At 52.8% G+C, this 18,727-nt stretch carries 16 protein-coding genes and 1 other annotated feature; of the genes, 3 read left to right on the top strand and 13 right to left on the bottom strand.

Annotated features, from left to right (window positions below; translation table 11 throughout):
• The first annotated feature begins 109 nt into the window (after nucleotides 1–109).
• The gene (locus tag GC101_RS12600; protein WP_171717561.1) at nucleotides 110–1,426 is read left to right on the top strand and encodes an ABC transporter substrate-binding protein; all 1,317 of its coding nucleotides are present in this window, start codon (nucleotides 110–112) and stop codon (nucleotides 1,424–1,426) included.
• Nucleotides 1,427–1,711: 285 nt separating this feature from the next.
• Here the strand turns inward: GC101_RS12600 and GC101_RS12595 are convergent, their stop codons facing one another.
• The 5 genes from GC101_RS12595 to GC101_RS12575 form a co-directional block, all read right to left on the bottom strand.
• Complete coding sequence (locus GC101_RS12595; RefSeq protein WP_171717560.1) at nucleotides 1,712–1,939, bottom strand: hypothetical protein; 228 nt, start codon at nucleotides 1,937–1,939, stop codon at nucleotides 1,712–1,714.
• A gap of 74 nt (nucleotides 1,940–2,013) precedes the next feature.
• Entirely contained in the window at nucleotides 2,014–3,309 is a 1,296-nt protein-coding gene (locus GC101_RS12590) for an Nramp family divalent metal transporter (RefSeq protein WP_171717572.1), read from the bottom strand.
• 411 nt (nucleotides 3,310–3,720) lie between these two features.
• Complete coding sequence (locus tag GC101_RS12585; protein ID WP_171717559.1) at nucleotides 3,721–3,924, bottom strand: FtsB family cell division protein; 204 nt, start codon at nucleotides 3,922–3,924, stop codon at nucleotides 3,721–3,723.
• A 74-nt stretch (nucleotides 3,925–3,998) separates the two neighbouring features.
• Nucleotides 3,999–5,702, bottom strand: coding sequence for a glutamine--tRNA ligase/YqeY domain fusion protein (locus GC101_RS12580; RefSeq protein ID WP_171717558.1), 1,704 nt, complete (start codon nucleotides 5,700–5,702; stop codon nucleotides 3,999–4,001).
• A gap of 77 nt (nucleotides 5,703–5,779) precedes the next feature.
• Nucleotides 5,780–6,043: a binding site (T-box leader), on the bottom strand.
• An 82-nt stretch (nucleotides 6,044–6,125) separates the two neighbouring features.
• Entirely contained in the window at nucleotides 6,126–7,682 is a 1,557-nt protein-coding gene (locus GC101_RS12575; protein WP_171717557.1) for a class I SAM-dependent methyltransferase, read from the bottom strand.
• Nucleotides 7,683–7,832: 150 nt separating this feature from the next.
• On the opposite strand from GC101_RS12575, the gene GC101_RS12570 reads away from it, so the two are divergent.
• Nucleotides 7,833–9,062, top strand: a complete 1,230-nt coding sequence (locus tag GC101_RS12570; RefSeq protein WP_171717556.1) for an oxalate decarboxylase family bicupin — start codon at nucleotides 7,833–7,835, stop codon at nucleotides 9,060–9,062.
• Nucleotides 9,063–9,508: 446 nt separating this feature from the next.
• Here the strand turns inward: GC101_RS12570 and arsC are convergent, their stop codons facing one another.
• The 4 genes from arsC to GC101_RS12550 form a co-directional block, all read right to left on the bottom strand.
• Nucleotides 9,509–9,928 carry an arsenate reductase (thioredoxin) gene (arsC, locus tag GC101_RS12565; protein WP_171717555.1) on the bottom strand — a complete coding sequence of 140 codons (420 nt, stop codon included), beginning with the start codon at nucleotides 9,926–9,928 and terminating at the stop codon, nucleotides 9,509–9,511.
• A 25-nt stretch (nucleotides 9,929–9,953) separates the two neighbouring features.
• Nucleotides 9,954–11,243, bottom strand: a complete 1,290-nt coding sequence (locus GC101_RS12560; protein WP_171717554.1) for an arsenic transporter — start codon at nucleotides 11,241–11,243, stop codon at nucleotides 9,954–9,956.
• Between the two features lie 119 nt (nucleotides 11,244–11,362).
• Nucleotides 11,363–11,689 carry an ArsR/SmtB family transcription factor gene (locus GC101_RS12555; RefSeq protein ID WP_042140085.1) on the bottom strand — a complete coding sequence of 109 codons (327 nt, stop codon included), beginning with the start codon at nucleotides 11,687–11,689 and terminating at the stop codon, nucleotides 11,363–11,365.
• A 401-nt stretch (nucleotides 11,690–12,090) separates the two neighbouring features.
• Nucleotides 12,091–13,794, bottom strand: a complete 1,704-nt coding sequence (locus GC101_RS12550; protein ID WP_171717553.1) for a peptidase G2 autoproteolytic cleavage domain-containing protein — start codon at nucleotides 13,792–13,794, stop codon at nucleotides 12,091–12,093.
• Between the two features lie 193 nt (nucleotides 13,795–13,987).
• Here GC101_RS12550 and GC101_RS12545 point away from each other — a divergent pair, with 193 nt between their 5' ends.
• On the top strand, nucleotides 13,988–15,037 hold the full coding sequence (locus GC101_RS12545) for an LLM class flavin-dependent oxidoreductase (protein WP_246354313.1): 1,050 nt from the start codon (nucleotides 13,988–13,990) through the stop codon (nucleotides 15,035–15,037).
• 101 nt (nucleotides 15,038–15,138) lie between these two features.
• Here the strand turns inward: GC101_RS12545 and GC101_RS12540 are convergent, their stop codons facing one another.
• From GC101_RS12540 to GC101_RS12525, 4 genes are all read right to left on the bottom strand, one after another.
• Complete coding sequence (locus GC101_RS12540; protein WP_171717551.1) at nucleotides 15,139–15,924, bottom strand: alpha/beta fold hydrolase; 786 nt, start codon at nucleotides 15,922–15,924, stop codon at nucleotides 15,139–15,141.
• 29 nt (nucleotides 15,925–15,953) lie between these two features.
• Entirely contained in the window at nucleotides 15,954–16,439 is a 486-nt protein-coding gene (locus GC101_RS12535) for a cysteine hydrolase family protein (protein ID WP_171717550.1), read from the bottom strand.
• A 197-nt stretch (nucleotides 16,440–16,636) separates the two neighbouring features.
• A complete protein-coding gene (locus GC101_RS12530) occupies nucleotides 16,637–17,533 on the bottom strand; it encodes an SDR family oxidoreductase (protein ID WP_171717549.1) in 897 nt (298 codons plus the stop codon).
• Nucleotides 17,534–17,764: 231 nt separating this feature from the next.
• Nucleotides 17,765–18,727, bottom strand: coding sequence for an AraC family transcriptional regulator (locus tag GC101_RS12525; protein ID WP_231575232.1), 963 nt, complete (start codon nucleotides 18,725–18,727; stop codon nucleotides 17,765–17,767).

Below are 18,727 nucleotides of genomic sequence, written 5' to 3'. Positions count from 1 at the left end.
GATCCCCTTGCAACAATATCCACTTTTCCCGGCAAAATATTAAGTGTAAGTCCACTCTCATTTGCATTACGATCTAGTTGCAGGAACCACAGACCAGGGAGGTTATTCTATGAAAAGAAAGTTCGCGTTCGTTATCGCAACCGTTTGCACACTTATTATCGCAGGTTGCGGGAATAGCGGCAATACGAATTCCGCAGGCAATGGAAACGCAACCAATGCTCCTAACACGTCAACCGAAACCACAGCACCGGAAGCAACCAAGGCACCTGCCAAGGATGTTACGATTAAGATGTTCCAGTTCAAGGTGGAAATTGCCGAGCAGCTGAATGCACTCGCCGAAGAATATGAGAAAGAAACCGGTGTGAAGGTCGAGGTGGAAACACATGGCGGCGGTGAAGATTACGGCGCGCTGCTCAAAGCGGAGATTGCTTCCGGCTCTGAACCTGAAATTTTCAATAACGGCGGTTATACTGCCCTCGTACCTTATATGGACCGCGCCACTGATTTGAGCAATGAGCCTTGGGCGGAGAGTCTGATCCCAACCTCCAAAACTCCGGCAACCGTGGACGGCAAGCTCTATGGCATGCCAATGAACGTAGAAGGCTATGGACTGATCTACAACAAGGATCTGTTCGCCAAAGCCGGCATTACGGAAGAGCCTAAGACCCTCTCGCAACTGAAAGATACGGCCGCCAAGCTGAAAGCCGCCGGCATCACACCGTTTGAAGCCACTAATGAGTGGTGGTCGATGGGAATTCACCTTGTGAACGTAGGTCTGGCCCATCAGCCTGATCCGAAGCAGTTCATCGACGATGTCAAAGCCGGCACGCAGACAATCAAAGGCAACGCTGTATTCGAGCAGTGGCTGGATCTGGTCGACGTGATCTTCGACAACGCTCAGGATAACAAGATGACTACCGACTATGCTACCCAGGTTGCTGAGTTCGCATCCGGCAAAGCCGCGATGATGCTGCAGGGTAACTGGACACAAGGCGATATCGACAAAATCGATCCTGCCCTGAATCTGGGCCTCCTCCCGCTTCCGATCAGCGACGAAGAAGGCACCATCCTGGTAGGCGTACCTAACAACTATGTGGTGAACAGCAAATCCGAGCATCCGGAAGAAGCCAAAGCCTTCCTGAACTGGCTCGTAAGCTCGGAGACCGGCCAGAAGTATCTGACCAAGGAATTCAAGTTCATTCCGGCTGAAACTAACGTCACCGCTGACGCGGCAGACATCGGCCAGGTTGCCGTTGCCGTGCAGGAGAAATCCGCTACCGCCCTCGGCTGGAACTGGGATATGTTCCCTGACGGCGTAACCCAGGGCTTCGGCGCTGCGATGCAGGAATATCTCGGCGGACAGCTTGACCGTGATAAGCTGCTGGAGAAGCTGGATAAGGCTGTGCAGGATATTGTGAAGCAATAGGGTTTAATAAAAAGCAAGAGGTGCCTCAAAGCCACAATGGCTTGGGTGCCTCTTTTTTGTATTTGTTTTAGAGCAGGATTTACGTTGGCACTTTAGAGCACGCTCCGCAAACGGAACGTTGTTCCAATCGCTGTTGTGTCCAGATTTTATTTATTCTCCTTAGCGGTGAAAATCCGGACACAAAGGCGACCGCTTACGCTTCTCCACAATCATTCCGTCCGCTCCGCTGTTTAAGAGGGGGAGCTTCTGCAATCTTAAAGACCTAACCCAATAATCCTGCATATATTACAACATTCCCCTCCCTAACTCGGCCAAAATCCAAAAATGTTGTATAAAAAGCAGCATTTCTCCTGCTACAAGCGATTTTCCGGGAAAATTGCTGTATATCGTACAACAATCCTTGCGAATACCCTGATATTGCTGGGCTAAAGTTGTAATACGTACAACATAATAGGCATTAAGATGCTTCACCGTTAACACAGCGTCCATCCAAGCGCTCAAGTCATAAAACAAAGCAGCAACCCTCCAGTCAAGGAGAATCGCTGCTCTGTTCATTCTAACGTAAAATATTCAATTCCTTATAGAGCTTACACAAACATCTCCACAATCAGGAACAAATTCAGCGACACTACCAGAGCCGAGATAATCCAGCCGAGGATGGTGGTGATCCGGTGGTTCACCAGCCCCTTCATGATCGAGCGGTCGCTGGTGAAGATCACGAGCGGAATCAGGGCGAAGGCAATCCCGAAGGAGAGCACGACCTGGCTCATCACCAGTGCACTTGTCGCGTTAATCCCGAAGGCGATGATGGTCAGCGGTGGGATAATTGTAATCGCCCGCCGGAGGTAGAGATTGATTTTTTTATTAATGAAGCCCTGCATGACCACATCACCGGCCATTGTACCGACCGACGAGCTCGACAGACCTGCGATCAGGAGGCCGAGGCCGAAGGAGATGGCGGTAACCGGTCCTGCCAGATTACGAAACTGCTCGAAGGCGACATCCAAATCCTCAACGACCAGACCATTCTTGAAAAAGAGCGCCGCAGCTACAACCACCATGGCCATATTCACGGCACCGGCAATGAGCATCGCAATCAGAATATCGATGAATTCCAGCCGGAAAATCTGTTTCTTCTCCCGTTCATCGATCCCGACGACCCGGCTCTGGGTCAGCGAGGAATGCAGATAAATCGCATGCGGCATAACCGTCGCGCCGAGAATCCCGGCAGCCAGCAGGATGCTGTCCACACCTTCAAATTTTGGAGTAAACATTCCGGCAACTACACTGCCCGCATCGGGCTTCGCCATAATGACCTGGAATGCAAAAGCCAGAACGACAATCATCACCATCCCGGCAATTCCGGCCTCCAGGGTCCGGTAGCCGCGCCGCTGGAGCTCCAGAATAGCGAAAGATCCAACAGCGGTAATCAGCGCAGCCGGCAGCATCGGTATACCGAACAGCAAGTATAGTCCAAGGGCTGCCCCGATAAATTCCGCCAGATCGGTAGCGATAATGACCAGTTCACTCTGTATCCACAAGAAGATGGACACGCCTCTCGGGAATTTCTCCCGTGCGACCTCCGGCAGATTCTTGCCGGTGGCAATGCCAAGCTTGGCGGATAAGGATTGTATAAGGACAGCCATCAGATTCGAGGCAAAAATAACCCATAATAACAAATATCCGTATTTCGAGCCTGCTGTAATATTAGTGGCAAAATTGCCGGGGTCCAGGTACGCTACGGAAGCGATAAAAGCCGGACCCAGAAAAGGAAGGAGTCTCTTCAGTCCTTTAACATCTCCATTCAGCACTGATTGTGCCGAGTGTTTATTAGTATGTCCTTTTAGTATAGGGGATGATTCTACTGCTGTGTTTTGCTCCATCATTTCTATCCCTCCTCTTGCCCGGAAAAAGTTGTCTATATACACGAAAGTTTCCCTGATGCAACATTTGATTTGTTTTCATTATAATCCGCTAATTGAGAATTGTAAATGTATTTTCATTGGATTTTTCATACGAGCAATGGGTTGATTCTGAACTCCGGCATCCGCCCGGCTGCTCCAAATTATATTATGTGCAAACCTGCGGCAAAGTGATGCTCCAATCCCTATGTAATTACCCAATACAACACAGAGTTATTTAAGCAGTTAAAATATAAAATAACCCCACAAAGTAGGGCCGTAGCTTCGACGATTACTCAGGCACTTTGCGGAAGCCCAAAACAAAAAAACAGGCGAGCCCCAGGAAATTCATCCTGACTCTCGCCCGCCGGGCATTCCAGTGTGATCCACTGCTTAAGAGGTAATACTGCGGATATCAGAGCGCATCTGTTCATTCTGTAGCTTCAGCTCATTCAGCTCCTGCTGCAGCTTCTCCACATCCGCCTGCTTCCGCGAATGGCCTCCATGTCCATGTTTGCCGCGCATACCGGGCATTCCGAACATCATAAGGATCATCATCAGCGGACAGACCAGTGTGATTAACCAGGACCAGTTCAAGGCTTTTCCTCCCTCCGGAATTCAAGGTACTGCCATTAGTATAGCTGCCGTTTGTGGAGAAACTGTGTTGAAGCTTATTTTTCTGCTTTCCCTTTCCAGGTGTCCTTCAGCGGTACGATTCTGTTGAATACCAGCCTATGGTCAGAACTGTGCCTGCTGTCGACGCAGAAATAGCCGTGGCGCAGGAATTGAAATTTATCCCCGGGCTGTGGTTTATCCGCAAGCGGCTCCAGCAGACAATCCTTAAGCAAAGTGGCAGAATCCGGGTTGATGTACGCTTCCCAGGTCTCCCCTTCCTCCTTCGGCCCTTCATTGTCTACAAGCAGCTTCTCATACAGGTACACATCACTTTTGACCGCATGCTCGGCGGACACCCAATGGATGGTTCCTTTAACCTTCCGCCCGTCAAAACCACTGCCGCTTCTCGTATCCGCATCATAAGTACAGCGCAGCTCGACAATCTCACCAGTATCCGCACTCTTAATCACTTCGTTGCAGCGGATGAAATACCCGCCCTTCAGCCGTACTTCACCGCCAAGCGTCAGTCTGCGGAAGCCCTTGGAGGGTACCTCCATGAAGTCCTCCCGCTCAATATAGAGTGTGCCGGAGAACGGAACGTCCCTTGTGCCGAGCGCGGGATTCTCACTGTTGTACTCAATGTTAAGAAATTCAGAAGCCCCGGCTTCATAGTTGGTAAGCACGACTTTCAGCGGATTCAGCACGGCCATAATGGCCGGCACCTTCGCCTTAAGATCCTGTCTTACACAGTGTTCCAGCAGTGAGAAATCCACCATCGCCGTATTGCGGACCATCCCGATCTCCCGGACAAAAGCCTTAATGCTCTCCGGCGTGAATCCGCGTCTGCGCAGTCCACGGAGCGTAGGCAGACGCGGGTCATCCCAGCCGTCCACATACTTCCCGGCAACCAGCGCCCGGAGATAACGTTTGCTCGTGACCACTCCCGTCAGATTCACCCGGCCGAATTCCCTTTGCTTGGGGGGTTCAGGAATATTCAGCTCCGTAAGCACCCACTCATACAGCGGCCGGTGATCCTTGAACTCAATGGAGCAGAGTGAATGCGTCACCCCTTCAATGGCATCCTGAATCGGATGGGCAAAATCATACATCGGATAGATGCACCAGGCCTCCCCCGTGCGGTAATGCTCCGCATGAATGATCCGGTAGAGTATCGGGTCGCGCAGATTGATATTCGGCGATGACATGTCGATTCTGGCCCGCAGCGCCTTAGCACCGTTAGGATATTCTCCATTACGCATCTCCCGGAACAGCCGCAAATTTTCTTCCGGCGAGCGTTCCCGGTACGGACTGTCCTTACCCGGTTCGGTTAATGTCCCCCTGTAGGACGTCACTTCCTCCGGAGTCAGGTCGCAGACATAAGCTTTCCCCTTAAGAATCAGCTCCTCTGCGCTGCGGCAGATTTCCTCCGAATAATCGGAGCCATAATAGATATGCTCTCCCGGGCTGCAGCCCAGCCATTCCAAGTCCTCGGTAATAGCTTTTACATACTCCATATCCTCTTTCAGCGGGTTGGTATCATCGAAGCGCAAATGGAATCTGCCGCCATTCTTACGGGCAATCTCAACATTCGTGTGGATGGCAAAAGCACTGCCGATATGCAGATAACCATTGGGCTCCGGCGGAAACCTTGTGCAGATCTCCCTGCTGTAGACTCCGCCCTCCACGTCTTCTCTGATCAGCTTATCCATATAATTCTCCGGCAAGGCCGGTTCACTCTCATTCACATTAACGTCAGTCATTCTGATCTCCTCCTGTATATTGGTGATACCTGCCCTTACGGGACAACAAAAAAGAACCTCACCTCCAAGACTGTAGTCTTGGGGACGAGATTCTCGCGGTACCACCCCAGGTTTATTAATATGTCGCCATATTAATCTCATCAAGTACGGCGCTGCCGGCAAGGCAGGGCTTATACTCTAGCTCTGTAACAGGAGCTCCTGTTGTACCATCCCCGCCTTATAGCCGGTTCCGGTACACCGCTCAGAGGCTTGTTTCGATCCACCCTTCCCTGCTCCTTCGCACCACCCGGAGCTCTCTGCAAGGGAATGAATGGACCTACTCTTCTCGTCATCGCGTTTGATCATTTGATCCAGAATAACAAATCACAGGCCGGGTGTAAAGTGTAGCAATGTCCGTAGGCGGCAGCAGCCTGCGGGACAACCTTACCCCTGACTCAGCGCCGCCAAAAGCTCCAAAGCTTCCTCATGCTCCGGCTCAATCAGAAGCGATCTGCGCGTGTAATCCAGCGCCGCTTCGTCATCCTCCTGCTCGTAGCTGCAAATAGCCAGGCAGTACAACACAGTAATTACCGGCTCCTCGTCACTGGTCGCCAGCGAATGCTCCAGGAAACGGCGGGACTCCCCGTACTGCTCCATTTCGAACAGCAGCAGACCGCAGTCAAGCGCCAGATCATATTTCTGCGGCATCGGATAGAAGCCTTTCCACATCAGGTCAATCCCGCGCTGCAGGTCCAGCAGCTCATCATCACTGGCATCCGGCAGCAGAGCGGAGATACGCTCCGCACTCTGGATGAACAGCTCGGCATCATATCCGCCCAGACGCCAGAAGGCCAGGATCTGCTGCATGCCGATCGTATCGTAATTCTTATCGATCCACACCTTCAGGCTGAAGAAATCATCCGGGCCGAACCGCTCTACAAACCGCCGGTAGGCCAGACGGGTATGGGGATGGAGCATCGGCTCTTCAAGCATCAGAATGCAGCCGACATTCAGATTCTTATAATGATGCTGCGTGAACTGGGACTTGGCGCCCTTCCGTTCAAAATAATGCACCAGCGCATGATAATTTGCCGTGAGGGAAATGCTGCCGTGATGAATCAGCTTCGGCGGCTCGGCGAATTCCCAGTTCTCCAGCCGATGGTCGCCCTTATCTGCGGTAAGCAGCAGGAAGCTCCCCTGGGAGAGTGACCCGAGCCGCTCCATACAGGAAATGGCAGCAGCCGGGAACAGGATATGCGAATCCTCCAGCTTGTCCAGATAGAATGAAATTACTTCATGGTACTTGTATGAAGGGTCCTCATAGCCTTCGGCCCGCTTGTAATGATATTCCGGCACCAGATCCCGCAGGACTTCGGACGTGCTCATCGAGCCGGACTGCTCGGGATATTTTAACGAAACCTCACATTCATAAATCTTGCCTTCATCAATATAGAGCAGCTCCTGCTGAATACTATCGAAGAAGTAGTTGGCGATCACCATCAGCGGCTGCTGCAGTCCGCCGGGCTTAATCACCATTCTGCTCTGCGTCAGGGACAGCTCTGTATCCTGCACCGCATCAAAGCGGGCGAAATCAAGAATACCCCGCTCCACAAAAGGCTTTAGCCCTTCATGCTTCTGCCAGCCCTCAATGTTCTTCCAGGGCAGATCGCTCATTACGTAGCGGAAAGGAGGCAGCAGCACTCCGGCATACTGGATCAGCTCACACAGCTGCTGTAGGACATGGAATGCCAGGCGTCCCACACCTGCGCCAAGCTCCAGAATAATAACCGGTTCTGTAGTATGCCCCTTCTCTGCACGGTCCTGCAGAAATCCGAAGATCATCTCCGCATACGCTGTTCCGATCATCGGATTGCTTGTAATGTACTGCGGGACCTGGTCATTCGCCCAAGCCTGCAGTCCCAGCTGCTCATAATACCTGCGCTGCAGTTCCCATATTGGCGCTTCACTGAAGCGGTAGCGTTCTTGTCCGTCTATTGTCATTAGTTCAAACCCTGCTCTCTGATTATCGTACGGAAATTTGTCCGGTAGTCAAATATTATCACATTTCGCTCAGCCCTTCACAACTCATAAGTGGCATACTGGCGCATATATTTCTTGGAGTGCTGTGCAATCCAGAAAGGAGCTTCTGCCATGAACCCTGCCGAATCCGGTTTTTCAAGCAAGCCAAGCGTCCCCCAGCCTATACGCAGCGACGGTGCAGGCAATGTCGACCTCGGCCCCCGCGATATTCTGCGCGACCGGGAGAATCCCGATATGTTCGTCCCGCCCTCTACAGATAACGGGCTGATCCCCAATCTGAAATTCTCTTTCTCCGACGCCCATATGCAGCTGAACTTCGGCGGCTGGTCCCGGGAGGTTACCGTCAGAGAGCTGCCTATCGCCACCACACTTGCAGGAGTGAACATGAGCCTGACCCCGGGCGGAGTACGCGAGCTGCACTGGCACCAGCAGGCGGAATGGTCCTATATGCTGCTCGGCAGCGCCCGGATTACCGCCGTGGACCAGAATGGCCGGAACTTCATTGCCGATGTCGGCCCGGGCGATCTGTGGTATTTCCCTCCGGGCATCCCGCATTCAATCCAGGGGCTGGCCGAGGGATGCGAGTTCCTGCTTGTTTTTGACGATGGAAGCTTCTCGGATCTGAACACCCTGTCGATCTCCGACTGGTTCGCCCATACGCCGCCCGAGGTCCTGTCCGCCAACTTCGGCGTACCTGAATCTGCATTTGAATGTATTCCGAAGGAACAAGTGTATATATATCAGGATCAGGTGCCTGGCCCCCTGGAGAGTCAGAGGGTGGAGTCACCTTATGGAGAGATTCCGCTGAGCTTCAAGCATCAGCTGCTGGCCCAGCCGCCGCTTCGGACGCCCGGAGGCAGTGTGCGGATTGTCGACTCCGGCAATTTCCCCATCTCCCGGAACATTGCCGCCGCGCTGGTGGAGATTGAGCCCGGCGGCATGCGGGAGCTGCACTGGCATCCGAATAATGACGAGTGGCAGTATTATCTGACCGGGCAAGGCCGGATGACGGTCTTCGGCGGGGACGGCGCAGCGCGTACATTTAACGTCAGAGCCGGCGATGTCGGCTATGTGCCTTTTGCCCAGGGACATTATATTCAGAATACCGGGACTGACACGCTCTGGTTCCTGGAAATGTTCCGGAGCGACCGGTTCGCCGATGTCTCCCTGAACCAGTGGATGGCGCTTACTCCCCATGAACTGGTCAGCAGCAATCTGAATGTGGGGCCGGAGCTGATGGATGCCCTGCGCAAAGTGAAATGGCCTGTGGTGAAATACCCGGATCAGGGACACGAGCACGGACATGAGCTTGGGCATGGGCATGGGAAGCAGAAGGAGTAGCGCGTGGTTTTGCCCAGTTTAAGACTGGATTGGGCAGGTCAGTCTGCCCTATGGCCTTATCTTTACCCCAACCAGGCGGCTGAAGTGAAAATCCTTAAGCTCAGCTGTATAGACCTACCTTAATGTTGTACATTCTGCAACTTGATCATCTGAATATCCGGCTGTTTGGGAGAATTGTTGCACAAAATACAACATTATCCTCCATTACGAAGCTAAAGCAGTTAAAATGTTGTAATTCATACTACAATCTTGCTTTAGAAGCAATATCCGGAGAAAATTGTTGTATTTTCTGCAAGATTTTAATGATCGTCCTATAATTAATGGGTAACTCCAATTGTTCGAACTGTATTCTTTCCAGAACAACATAAAAAGCGGTCAGACACCCCGTCTGCACCGCTTTTTGTTCTTTATCATTAGTTTGGGTTTCGTTCCCGTATAGGAAACCTCTACTCACCGGTCTCAGCAAACCGCTTGATCCGCTCGCCGACTGCATCACGGACCCGCTGAAATACCGCCCACTTCTCTTCCTCACTGCCCTGCGCTTTGGCCGGATCATCGAATCCCCAGTGCTCCCGCCGCACCTGCGGAGGCGTCACCGGACATTTATCAGCGGCATCCCCGCATAATGTTACTACGAGATCAGCACTGTTAAGCAGCGCAGGATCAATAATATCCGAGGTCTGGGCCGAAATATCGATCCCCACCTCGTTCATTGCCTGTACCGCCTTGGGATTTAAGCCGTGGGCTTCAATTCCCGCGCTGTACACATTCCAGCCGTCCCCGAGAAATTGTTTCGCCCAGCCCTCCGCCATTTGGCTCCGGCACGAATTCCCCGTGCACAGGAAATAGATCGTCTTTTTGCCCATGTCTGATTTCTCCTTCAGGATTAGATTAGAACAGCTTCAGTTGCAGATACAAACCTAACAATGTGATAAATAACGTCGGAATCGTCAGGATAATTCCTGTTTTGAAATAAGTGCCCCAAGAGATCTTTACACCTTTGCCTGATAGCACATGCAGCCACAGCAGAGTAGCGAGCGAGCCGATCGGCGTAATCTTCGGACCCAAGTCTGAACCGATGACATTCGCGTAGATCAGAGCCTCTTTAATGAGACCTGTCGCCTGTGCGTTATCAATGGCCAGCGCCCCAATCAGCACTGTCGGCAGATTATTCATCACTGAGGAGAGGATCGCGGCGAGGAAGCCCATCCCCATCGTTGCTGCGAACAAACCGTGCTCCGCCACCTCACTGATCATCTCTGCTAGCACATCGGTCAGTCCGGCATTGCGCAAGCCATACACTACGACATACATGCCAATGGAGAAAAAGACAATCGCCCACGGCGCGCCCTTGACCACTTCCATCGTCTTGACGTAGGGACTCCGGCGGGCCATGAGCAGGAAGCAAACCGCGATTACACCTGCCACGACAGACACCGGAATGTTCAGAAATTCACTGACAAAATATCCGGCCAGCAGAAGCGCCAGCACGCCCCAGGATAACCGGAACATCCGCTTGTCCTTAATCGCCTCCTCCGGGAGCTTCATCCCGGCAGTGTCGTACACTTTGGGTATACTTCTGCGGAAGAACAGGTATAAGACCAGAATACTGGCGGCGAGCGAGAACAGCGTAGGCAGCAGCATACGTCCTGCATATTCTGTGAAGCTGATGCCGAAGAAATCGGCGGATACAATATTGACCAGATTGCTGACGATCAGCGGCAGCGAAGTCGTGTCGGCGATGAAGCCGCTGGCGATAATGAAGGGAAACACTTTTTTCTCATCAAAATTCAGCGCCCGGACCATTGCCAGCACAATCGGCGTCAGGATCAGCGCCGCCCCGTCATTGGCAAACAACGCCGCTACCACTGCGCCCAGCAGGATGACATAGATGAACATCAGCGTACCGTTGCCGCGTGCCGCCGCTGCCATATGCAGTGCCGCCCATTCGAAGAATCCAACACGGTCGAGGATCAAAGAAATCAGAATAATAGCTACAAAAGCCAGCGTGGCATTCCACACAATCATCGTCACATCGCGGACATCTCCGAAGCTGACCACACCTGCCGCCAGGGCCAGCAGCGCCCCGCCGCAGGCTGACCAGCCAATGGATAACTTACGCGGCTGCCAGATCACAAAGATTAAAGTAATAACAAAAATAAGGCTGGCTAGGACAACCATAATCCCGCCCTCCGTCTGACCCGCAGCAACATTTCCCGCAGCACTCCCCAATAGATAAATTTATATATAAGAGTAACGCCAGCCTGTCCTCCAGACGTTCTCATCGATCTAGTATTATATCAGTCGCAGCAGGCAGTAACCCCTGTCTTATTCAATGACGACAGCAGAGTATGTGAATCCGGCAATCCATGCAGGACGGCCGTGATATGCGGCTTGCCCTCCACATTCAGGGAGTAATGCACCCACTGCCCGCGTTTACTCTCCTTCACCATCCCCTTATCCTTCAGTTTACGCAGATGCTGGCTGATCGCCGGCTGCGAGATCTCAAAGAGTTCGACGAACTCACAGACACACCATTCCCGCTCCTGCAGCAGTCCAAGCATCATCAGGCGGGTCTTGTCCCCCAGAAGCTTCAGGTCATCAGCCACCTCGTTAAGCTTATCCATCGCGGTTCAGCCTCCTTAGTATATAAGCCAATGCTTATATACTAAAACAGTCTTATCAAAAGGACAAGAGAAAAGTCCAATGATTAATTGCATTGCTTTGCTTTATTGAATATTTTATATCCTTAAGTACTAACTGCATTTATCTCTTCATAGGCTAGATTATGGGGAACGCAGCAGCTTCTTGGAGAGGAGATGCAGGTCCGAAGAGCCATCCTTGCCAGTGGATTGGAGGCCGGACCACCATGAGTACAGATCAGCTCATCGCATTGCTCGTTCTCATCATTATGATCGTACAGCTTGCTGTCAAAAAGGATAAATCCTAAGGACAGCAAACAGCCAAGCAGATCGGGGGTCATCCCGGTTCGCTTGGCTTTGTTTGGCTGGGCCGCTGATCCGGCCGGTTATTTCACAAAAATGCGAATCTGACGTTCACCCGTACGCTTCATTACCCGGTAACCAGTATCCGCTGCCGTTGCCATTCCGTTATCATCCGGGCGGCAGTAGCCCCCGGCTACACAGGTACCGTCATCACGGACAAGCAGCTTGCCGATGATCCCTACAGCTACCCATTCTTCCCTGTCCTGGCGGGAAACATATTCCAGGGAGCCATCCCATTCAGGATTAAGCACCGGTTCTGTCTTGGTTCCAGCTTCGCGGACGATATGACCGTATTCATTCTTCACCTCCGCTACCTCTACCTCATGATACAAAATCCGGTCCCACTCATCGGTTACGAACATGCCGTTCCAGCGCAGGTCACTCGAATCTGCAACGATAGCCGGTCTGGCGCTGATGACACCAAGAATATATTCATCCCCTGCCTTGGCTTTACGGATTCTTTCACTGGCCCCATCAAACGTAACGAAATAACCTGCGTCAATGGCGAGCCCGTCCGAGGTTTCGAACATTTCTGCATAATCCGCGGCACCTGGAGACATCAGCGTACCATCCAGATAAATATTACCCGTAAGCCCTTCAATCACTGCCGAGTTAAAGGTCGGGCCGACCGCCAGCCCGTTCGCCAAATGCCACGAATACGGAAACCGCGTTGAGCCGTTCTGGCCCATGATATGGGCCCCTGTATGCTCCGCGAGAACAATCGTCGCTTCCCCCTCGGCATGGGAGTTCGGAGCAAAAGCCTGGGTCTGGAACCCTTCCGCATGGGAAGCCTGGCCGGAAGCAGTAGTATCCGCACCTTCGGCATGCGCATAAGGCGCATTCGCCAGTGTACCGACTCCCTCGGCGTGGGAAAAGGAGCCGCTGGCCTGTGAGTCGGCCCCTTCGGCATGGCCGGAAGCTCCGCTGGCTGTAGTCTGGAAGCCCTCGGCGTGCGAGGCTGTTCCGCTGGCCGTTGTATTCTGCCCTTCAGCGTGCGCACCCACATTACCGCTGGCTGTTGTTGCTAATCCTTCTGCATGCGATGAGGTTCCGCTGGCTACAGTGTTCTGCCCCTCAGCATGTGAATAATCGCCAAGGGCAGAAGGTCCTGCACCTAACGTAATATCTGCTGTGCCACCTTCAGCATGGGAAGCGAAGCCCATGGAGGTGGTCCCCACCCCTTCGGCATGTGAACCGGAACCACTGGCAAAGTTGGGGGCCGGATTCCCCTGCGCATCCACACCGCCGCCTTCAACGTGGGATGCCCTGCCGCTGGCTGAGTTGCCCTCTCCCTCCGCATGGGCGTTGATGGCTGTCGTCTGCGTCGAAGTATTGAAGCCTTCTGTATGAGAACGTGCGCCCCAGGCCTGTGTGCCGAATCCTTCGGAGTGGGCTTCGAGGCCGGCAGCCAGCGTCGTCGAGCCTTCCGCATGTGAGCTTTCGCCCAGCGCGTTGGTTAAATAACCTTCTGCATGCGCCGCCACTCCGCTGGCGATGGTAGAAGATCCTTCTGCATGCGCTGTATCATTCGTTGCCTGGGAGAGATAGCCCTCCGCATGTGATGCGCTTCCGCTGGCAATAGTAGTATTGCCTTCTGCATGCGAGGTATCTCCGCTGGCAAGTGTAGAGAACCCTTCAGAATGAGCGGCTGCACCGCTTGCTGTTGTATTGAGACCCTCGGCATGCGCAGCAAAGCCGCTCGCCGTATTCCCTACTCCGCTTCCCATCCTGATCACCGCTTTCTTCGTATTACAATATATTTATGTCTGCGGACGAGCGGCGGTAACGGCGAACGTGGCCAAGTTATAGATCAATTTCCATCATAAATTTCACTTACTAAAGTTGAGAAACATTATAAAGTATAGTAGAATGAGTACATGAAGAAGGGGGCGGATTGATATGGCCGAGGAGAAACAATTGATGGAAATAGGAATAAGCACGTTTTTGGAGACTACGCCTGATCCGGTAACCGGCAAGGCCATTAGCCATGCGGAGAGACTGCGCGAAGCCGTAGAAGAAATTGTGCTCGCTGACCAGGTGGGCCTGGACGTATATGGCATAGGTGAACATCACCGGGCCGATTATGCAGGCAGCGCTCCGGCTGTAGTTCTTGCCGCAGCGGCAGCTACGACCAAGCGGATCAGACTGACCAGCGCGGTCAGCGTCTTGTCTTCAGATGATCCGGTCCGGGTGTACCAGGATTTCGCCACTCTGGACGGACTGTCGAATGGCCGGGCAGAGATTATGGCAGGCCGCGGCTCATTCATTGAGTCCTTCCCGCTGTTTGGCTACAGCCTGGATGATTATGATGAATTGTTCGAGGAGAACCTGGAGCTGCTGCTGGCGATCCGCGCTTCCGAGAAGGTCACCTGGCGCGGCGGTCATCGCCCGGCGATTAATAACCTTGCCGTCTATCCCCGCGCCGTCCAGGATCCGCTTCCCGTCTGGGTGGCCAGCGGCGGCAATCCTGAATCTGCCGTGCGGGCCGGAACGCTCGGCCTTCCGATCGCTTTCGCGATCATTGGCGGTATGCCGGAACGCTTCGCTCCGCTCGTCGCCTTATACAAGGAGGCCGCTGTCCGCGCGGGACATAATCCCGACAAGCTGCAGATTGCCACGCACTCCCACGGCTTCGTAGGTGAAACTAACGAACAGGCAGCCGCCTTGTTCTACCCGTCTACCGCAGCCCAGATGAATGTCATCGGACGCGAACGGGGCTGGGGCGGAACCTACAATCGTGCGGCCTTTGACGATGCCCGCAGCCTGCGCGGCGCACTCTATGTCGGCGACGCTGAATATGTAGCCGAGAAGATCCTCCTGCTGCGCAAGAATCTTGCCGTGACCCGCTTCTTCCTGCATGTCAATGTCGGCACCATGCCGCACCGCGAGGTGCTGCGCGCCATTGAGCTATTGGGCACCAAGGTTGCCCCTATCGTGCATAAGGAATTAGCACGCACTGAGGCTAAATAACTGATATTGTGACCCTAATACGCCAAAAACACTTCAGGCGCTTAACAGCTCTTGAAGTGTTTTGGTGTATTCTTATGCTCTGCTGAATTAAAGAAGCGGCGTTACAGCGGACTTAGCAATTCACGCATCGCCGCTGCCACATCTGCCGCATTCGTAATCGGGAGGAAGTGATAACCGCTACCGATTATTTTCACATCCGCATCAGGGTGGGCAACCTTGAAAGGCTGCATTTTCTCCAGACTGAACTCATCCATACTCTCTTCTGCCAACAGCAATATCAAAGGAATATCAGCCGCTTGCTTCAGGCAATAATCGGTGGCAGTTACTTCCTTGCTCAGATGATCTAGGGCTTGTTTACGGCTATGATGTATGTAAGAGTCATCCAACAGGTAGAAGTTATTCATTAAATAGTCCTTGAATAATTGTCGTTCAGATTCAGCAAGCTTATCCATCGCCAGGACGGTTTCATCCACTGCCTGTTCAAGCTCCTCCAGACTATCAATGACGGGTAACGTAATCTCCCCCTCATCCTCTCCCCTGTCCGCAAGGAAATAATATCCGCCATCGAGCAAAGTAAGTGATTTCACATCAGCAGGATACTCCGCATAAAAGGCCTCACATATCCATGCGCCAATGGAATTCCCTGCGAAATGTGCTGCCGGAATCTGCAGATCATTCAGAATCCTTTTAATCTCCCGTACAAAAGCTCCAATCGACACATCTGGCTGATCGTCCTGGTTATGTCCTGGCAGGTAGATTGCTATGAACCTGAAATCTGGCAATTGCTCAGCTAAATGAGCGTATATTTCCTTTCGTTCACCAAGCGCCGGAAGCACCACAACCGTTCTATCGTTGTTCTCCGCATTGTAGACAATATACCGTTCCATTGTTCTTCCTCCAGCCCTGCGATTCTCCCTTACTGCACTAACGCCTCAATCACAGGATACGAGATCAGTTTGCGGTCCCTGTAGGTTGCAGGAATCACGTCACTCTTCGAGCTTAGAATCCCATCCTGCAGAAGTACAGCCTTGAACCCTCTTTCCATAGCCCCGTTATAGGTGAACAGTACGCAGTGCTCAGCGGCATATCCCGAGAGAATCAGCAGATCGACGCCCTGCTCCAGCACAATCTTTTCCAGATCCGTCTTCCAAAAAGCATTCGAATATTCCTTCGTCACTCTAAGATCTGTCTCCTTAATCTCAATGCCCGGAATAATCTTGAATTTCTCCTCATCGGAAGGCTGCATCCCCTCAATGTCCTGGATATGAATCACAGTATGATCTTTGGAGCGCAGCAGCTCCGAGACATAGTTAATGAACTCGCAGGCCTGATCTATTACTTTCTGTTCCACCTTTCTCAAATGCACCTCTTGCACGTCAATAATTAACAAACCGATCTTCATCCATTCTTCCTCCTTATTAGCTAAATAAAAGGAACTTCACATCATCCCTCCAATTGTACAATAAGCCCTGACTCATCCGATATTCATTTTTTTGACAGCTCCAGTTGCCCTTCTATGAATGCAGCTTTCAAGACAAAGAGACTGCCCGCGGCAGCCTCTATCACTTTCGTTCACAGGTCTTATCTTGTAATCCATCTCTACCTCAGTATGAAATACTGCTCCCGGTCCAAATCTGGAAGGAGTGCCGGATGCACAGGCTTCCATCCAAGCTGCTCTTGGGTCCAGATGCTCGAAGCTGGGATATCCAGCGCCACAAAGTGAGCCAGCCAGCCGAAATGCCCTCCTGCCTCTTCAGGGGGAATGCTGACTACAGGTATCCCGAGCCGGCGGCTGATTACGCCGGCAATATCACGGACCGGCACACCTTCATCGCCGATTGCATGCAGCCGAACTCCGGCAGGAGCTGATTCCAGCGCCAGCCGGTAGAGATGTGCGGCATCCAGCCGGTGCACAGCTGGCCAGCGGTTTGCGCCATCGCCCACATATCCCGAGATTCCTGTAGTACGGGCCATATTGATTAGGCCCGGAACAAAGCCGATATCGCCATCACCATGCACGGATAGCGGGAGCCGCAGCACCGATACGCGTACGCCCTGCGCTGCCAATGCAAGGGCCGCTTCCTCCGAGGCCGAGCGATGCTTCACAGAGCCAGGATAGGGTGCATTCTCTTCTGTTCCCAGCTGACCCGGCGTTAGATGCCCGATCACAGAGGTTACGACTAACGGCCGGCCGGACTGCGCAAGCTCGGCCCCTATTGCTTCGACCGCAAGCCGGTCTGACTCGCCTGCAGCCGTAAGATCCGAGAAGTCGTGAATGAACGCGGCATGGATAACACCATCCGCTCCAGCCGCTCCCCGCCGCAGGCTGTCCAGATCATCCAAAGAACCGCGGTGTATGGCGGCCCCGGCAGCAGCAAGCGCTGCTGCCGCCTCATCCGAACGGGCGAGGCCCAGTACATCATGCCCCGCATCTATCAATTCACGTACAATGGCAGAGCCGACAAAACCAGTAGCACCTGTGACAAAAACACGCATATTAAATTCCTCCAATAACTATTATGTGGTAGAACTGCCCGGTGCACCCTGGCGGCATAACCGGTTGCCGCCGCTCGTACAAGGCTACACTCATTATAGTCTGCGCATTACCGGAACCTTTGCCTGTTCCCTTTCGCTTTTTGCCCGATCCTACAAGAAGGGCGAACTGGTCTTATGACCGCACACAAAAACCCGCAGACCAAGCGGCTGCGGGCTTCCCGAAGGAATGGTTCAGTCGGTTCTGTGGGTTTGCTGACGTAATCTGGCGATATCTCTGCTTGGCGGATTTCCGAAGAACCGGCTGTAATCCCGGCTGAATTGGGAATCACTTACATAACCGACAAGCCGGCAGGCAGTGGTCGCGTCCATGGCACTGGCTAACATTAGACGTCTGGCTTCGTGAAGGCGCAGCGCTTTTTGATATTGCAGCGGGCTCATGGAGGTGACGGACTTGAAATGCACATGAAAAGAAGATGGACTCATATGTACCAGCTCCGCCAGCTCAGCAACCTTCATCTGCCGGGAGAAGTTGCCCTGCAGCCAGGTTATGACCTTCGACACCCGCTGCATATCCGACTCCGCGAACCCCATCTCCACAACCTGGGCGCCAATCGGACTGCGCAGAATCCGGATCAGAATTTCATCCAGAACCAGCGGGGCAAGCAATTCAGCATCACCGTCATTGTGGAGGCATTCCACCAGTCTCGCCACTGCGTTAATGATACTCAGATTGACATCAGCAATGTAACCTTTACTCATCTGACGTACCGGGGGCAAACCCTGGGGGTACAGCTTCAGGACCCATTCGCTAATCCGCTGCGGATCAAGCTCCAGCCTCACGGCAAGATAAGGCTCAGATGAACTGGCCTCCATGAGCTGCATGGCTAACGGCAGGGCGACAGGCAACAGAATCATCTGCGATTTGTCAAAATGATAAACCTCCTGCCCGATCATGACATCCTTTGACCCTTGGGCCACGATTATAAACGAGGTGGAATAGAAGGTTTTGATGGTATCCCTATCGGTACGTGAATACCGGCTGACATAGAGCCCGGGTATGCGCTGGCTAAAGGTACCGTCATGAGGAACAAGAGCAGAGATCAGCTGGACCAGTCTGGCTGTTTCTGCCTCAAGCAGCCTCTCTGCATTCCCAGGCTCCGTTGTCACCGCGTATTCATCTTGCAGCCTCATCAT

Origin of the sequence: Paenibacillus phytohabitans, assembly GCF_013141775.1 — a bacterium.
Classification (GTDB): Bacteria; Bacillota; Bacilli; order Paenibacillales; family Paenibacillaceae; genus Paenibacillus_AQ; species Paenibacillus_AQ phytohabitans.
This window is presented reverse-complemented; position numbering and strand designations above follow the sequence as displayed.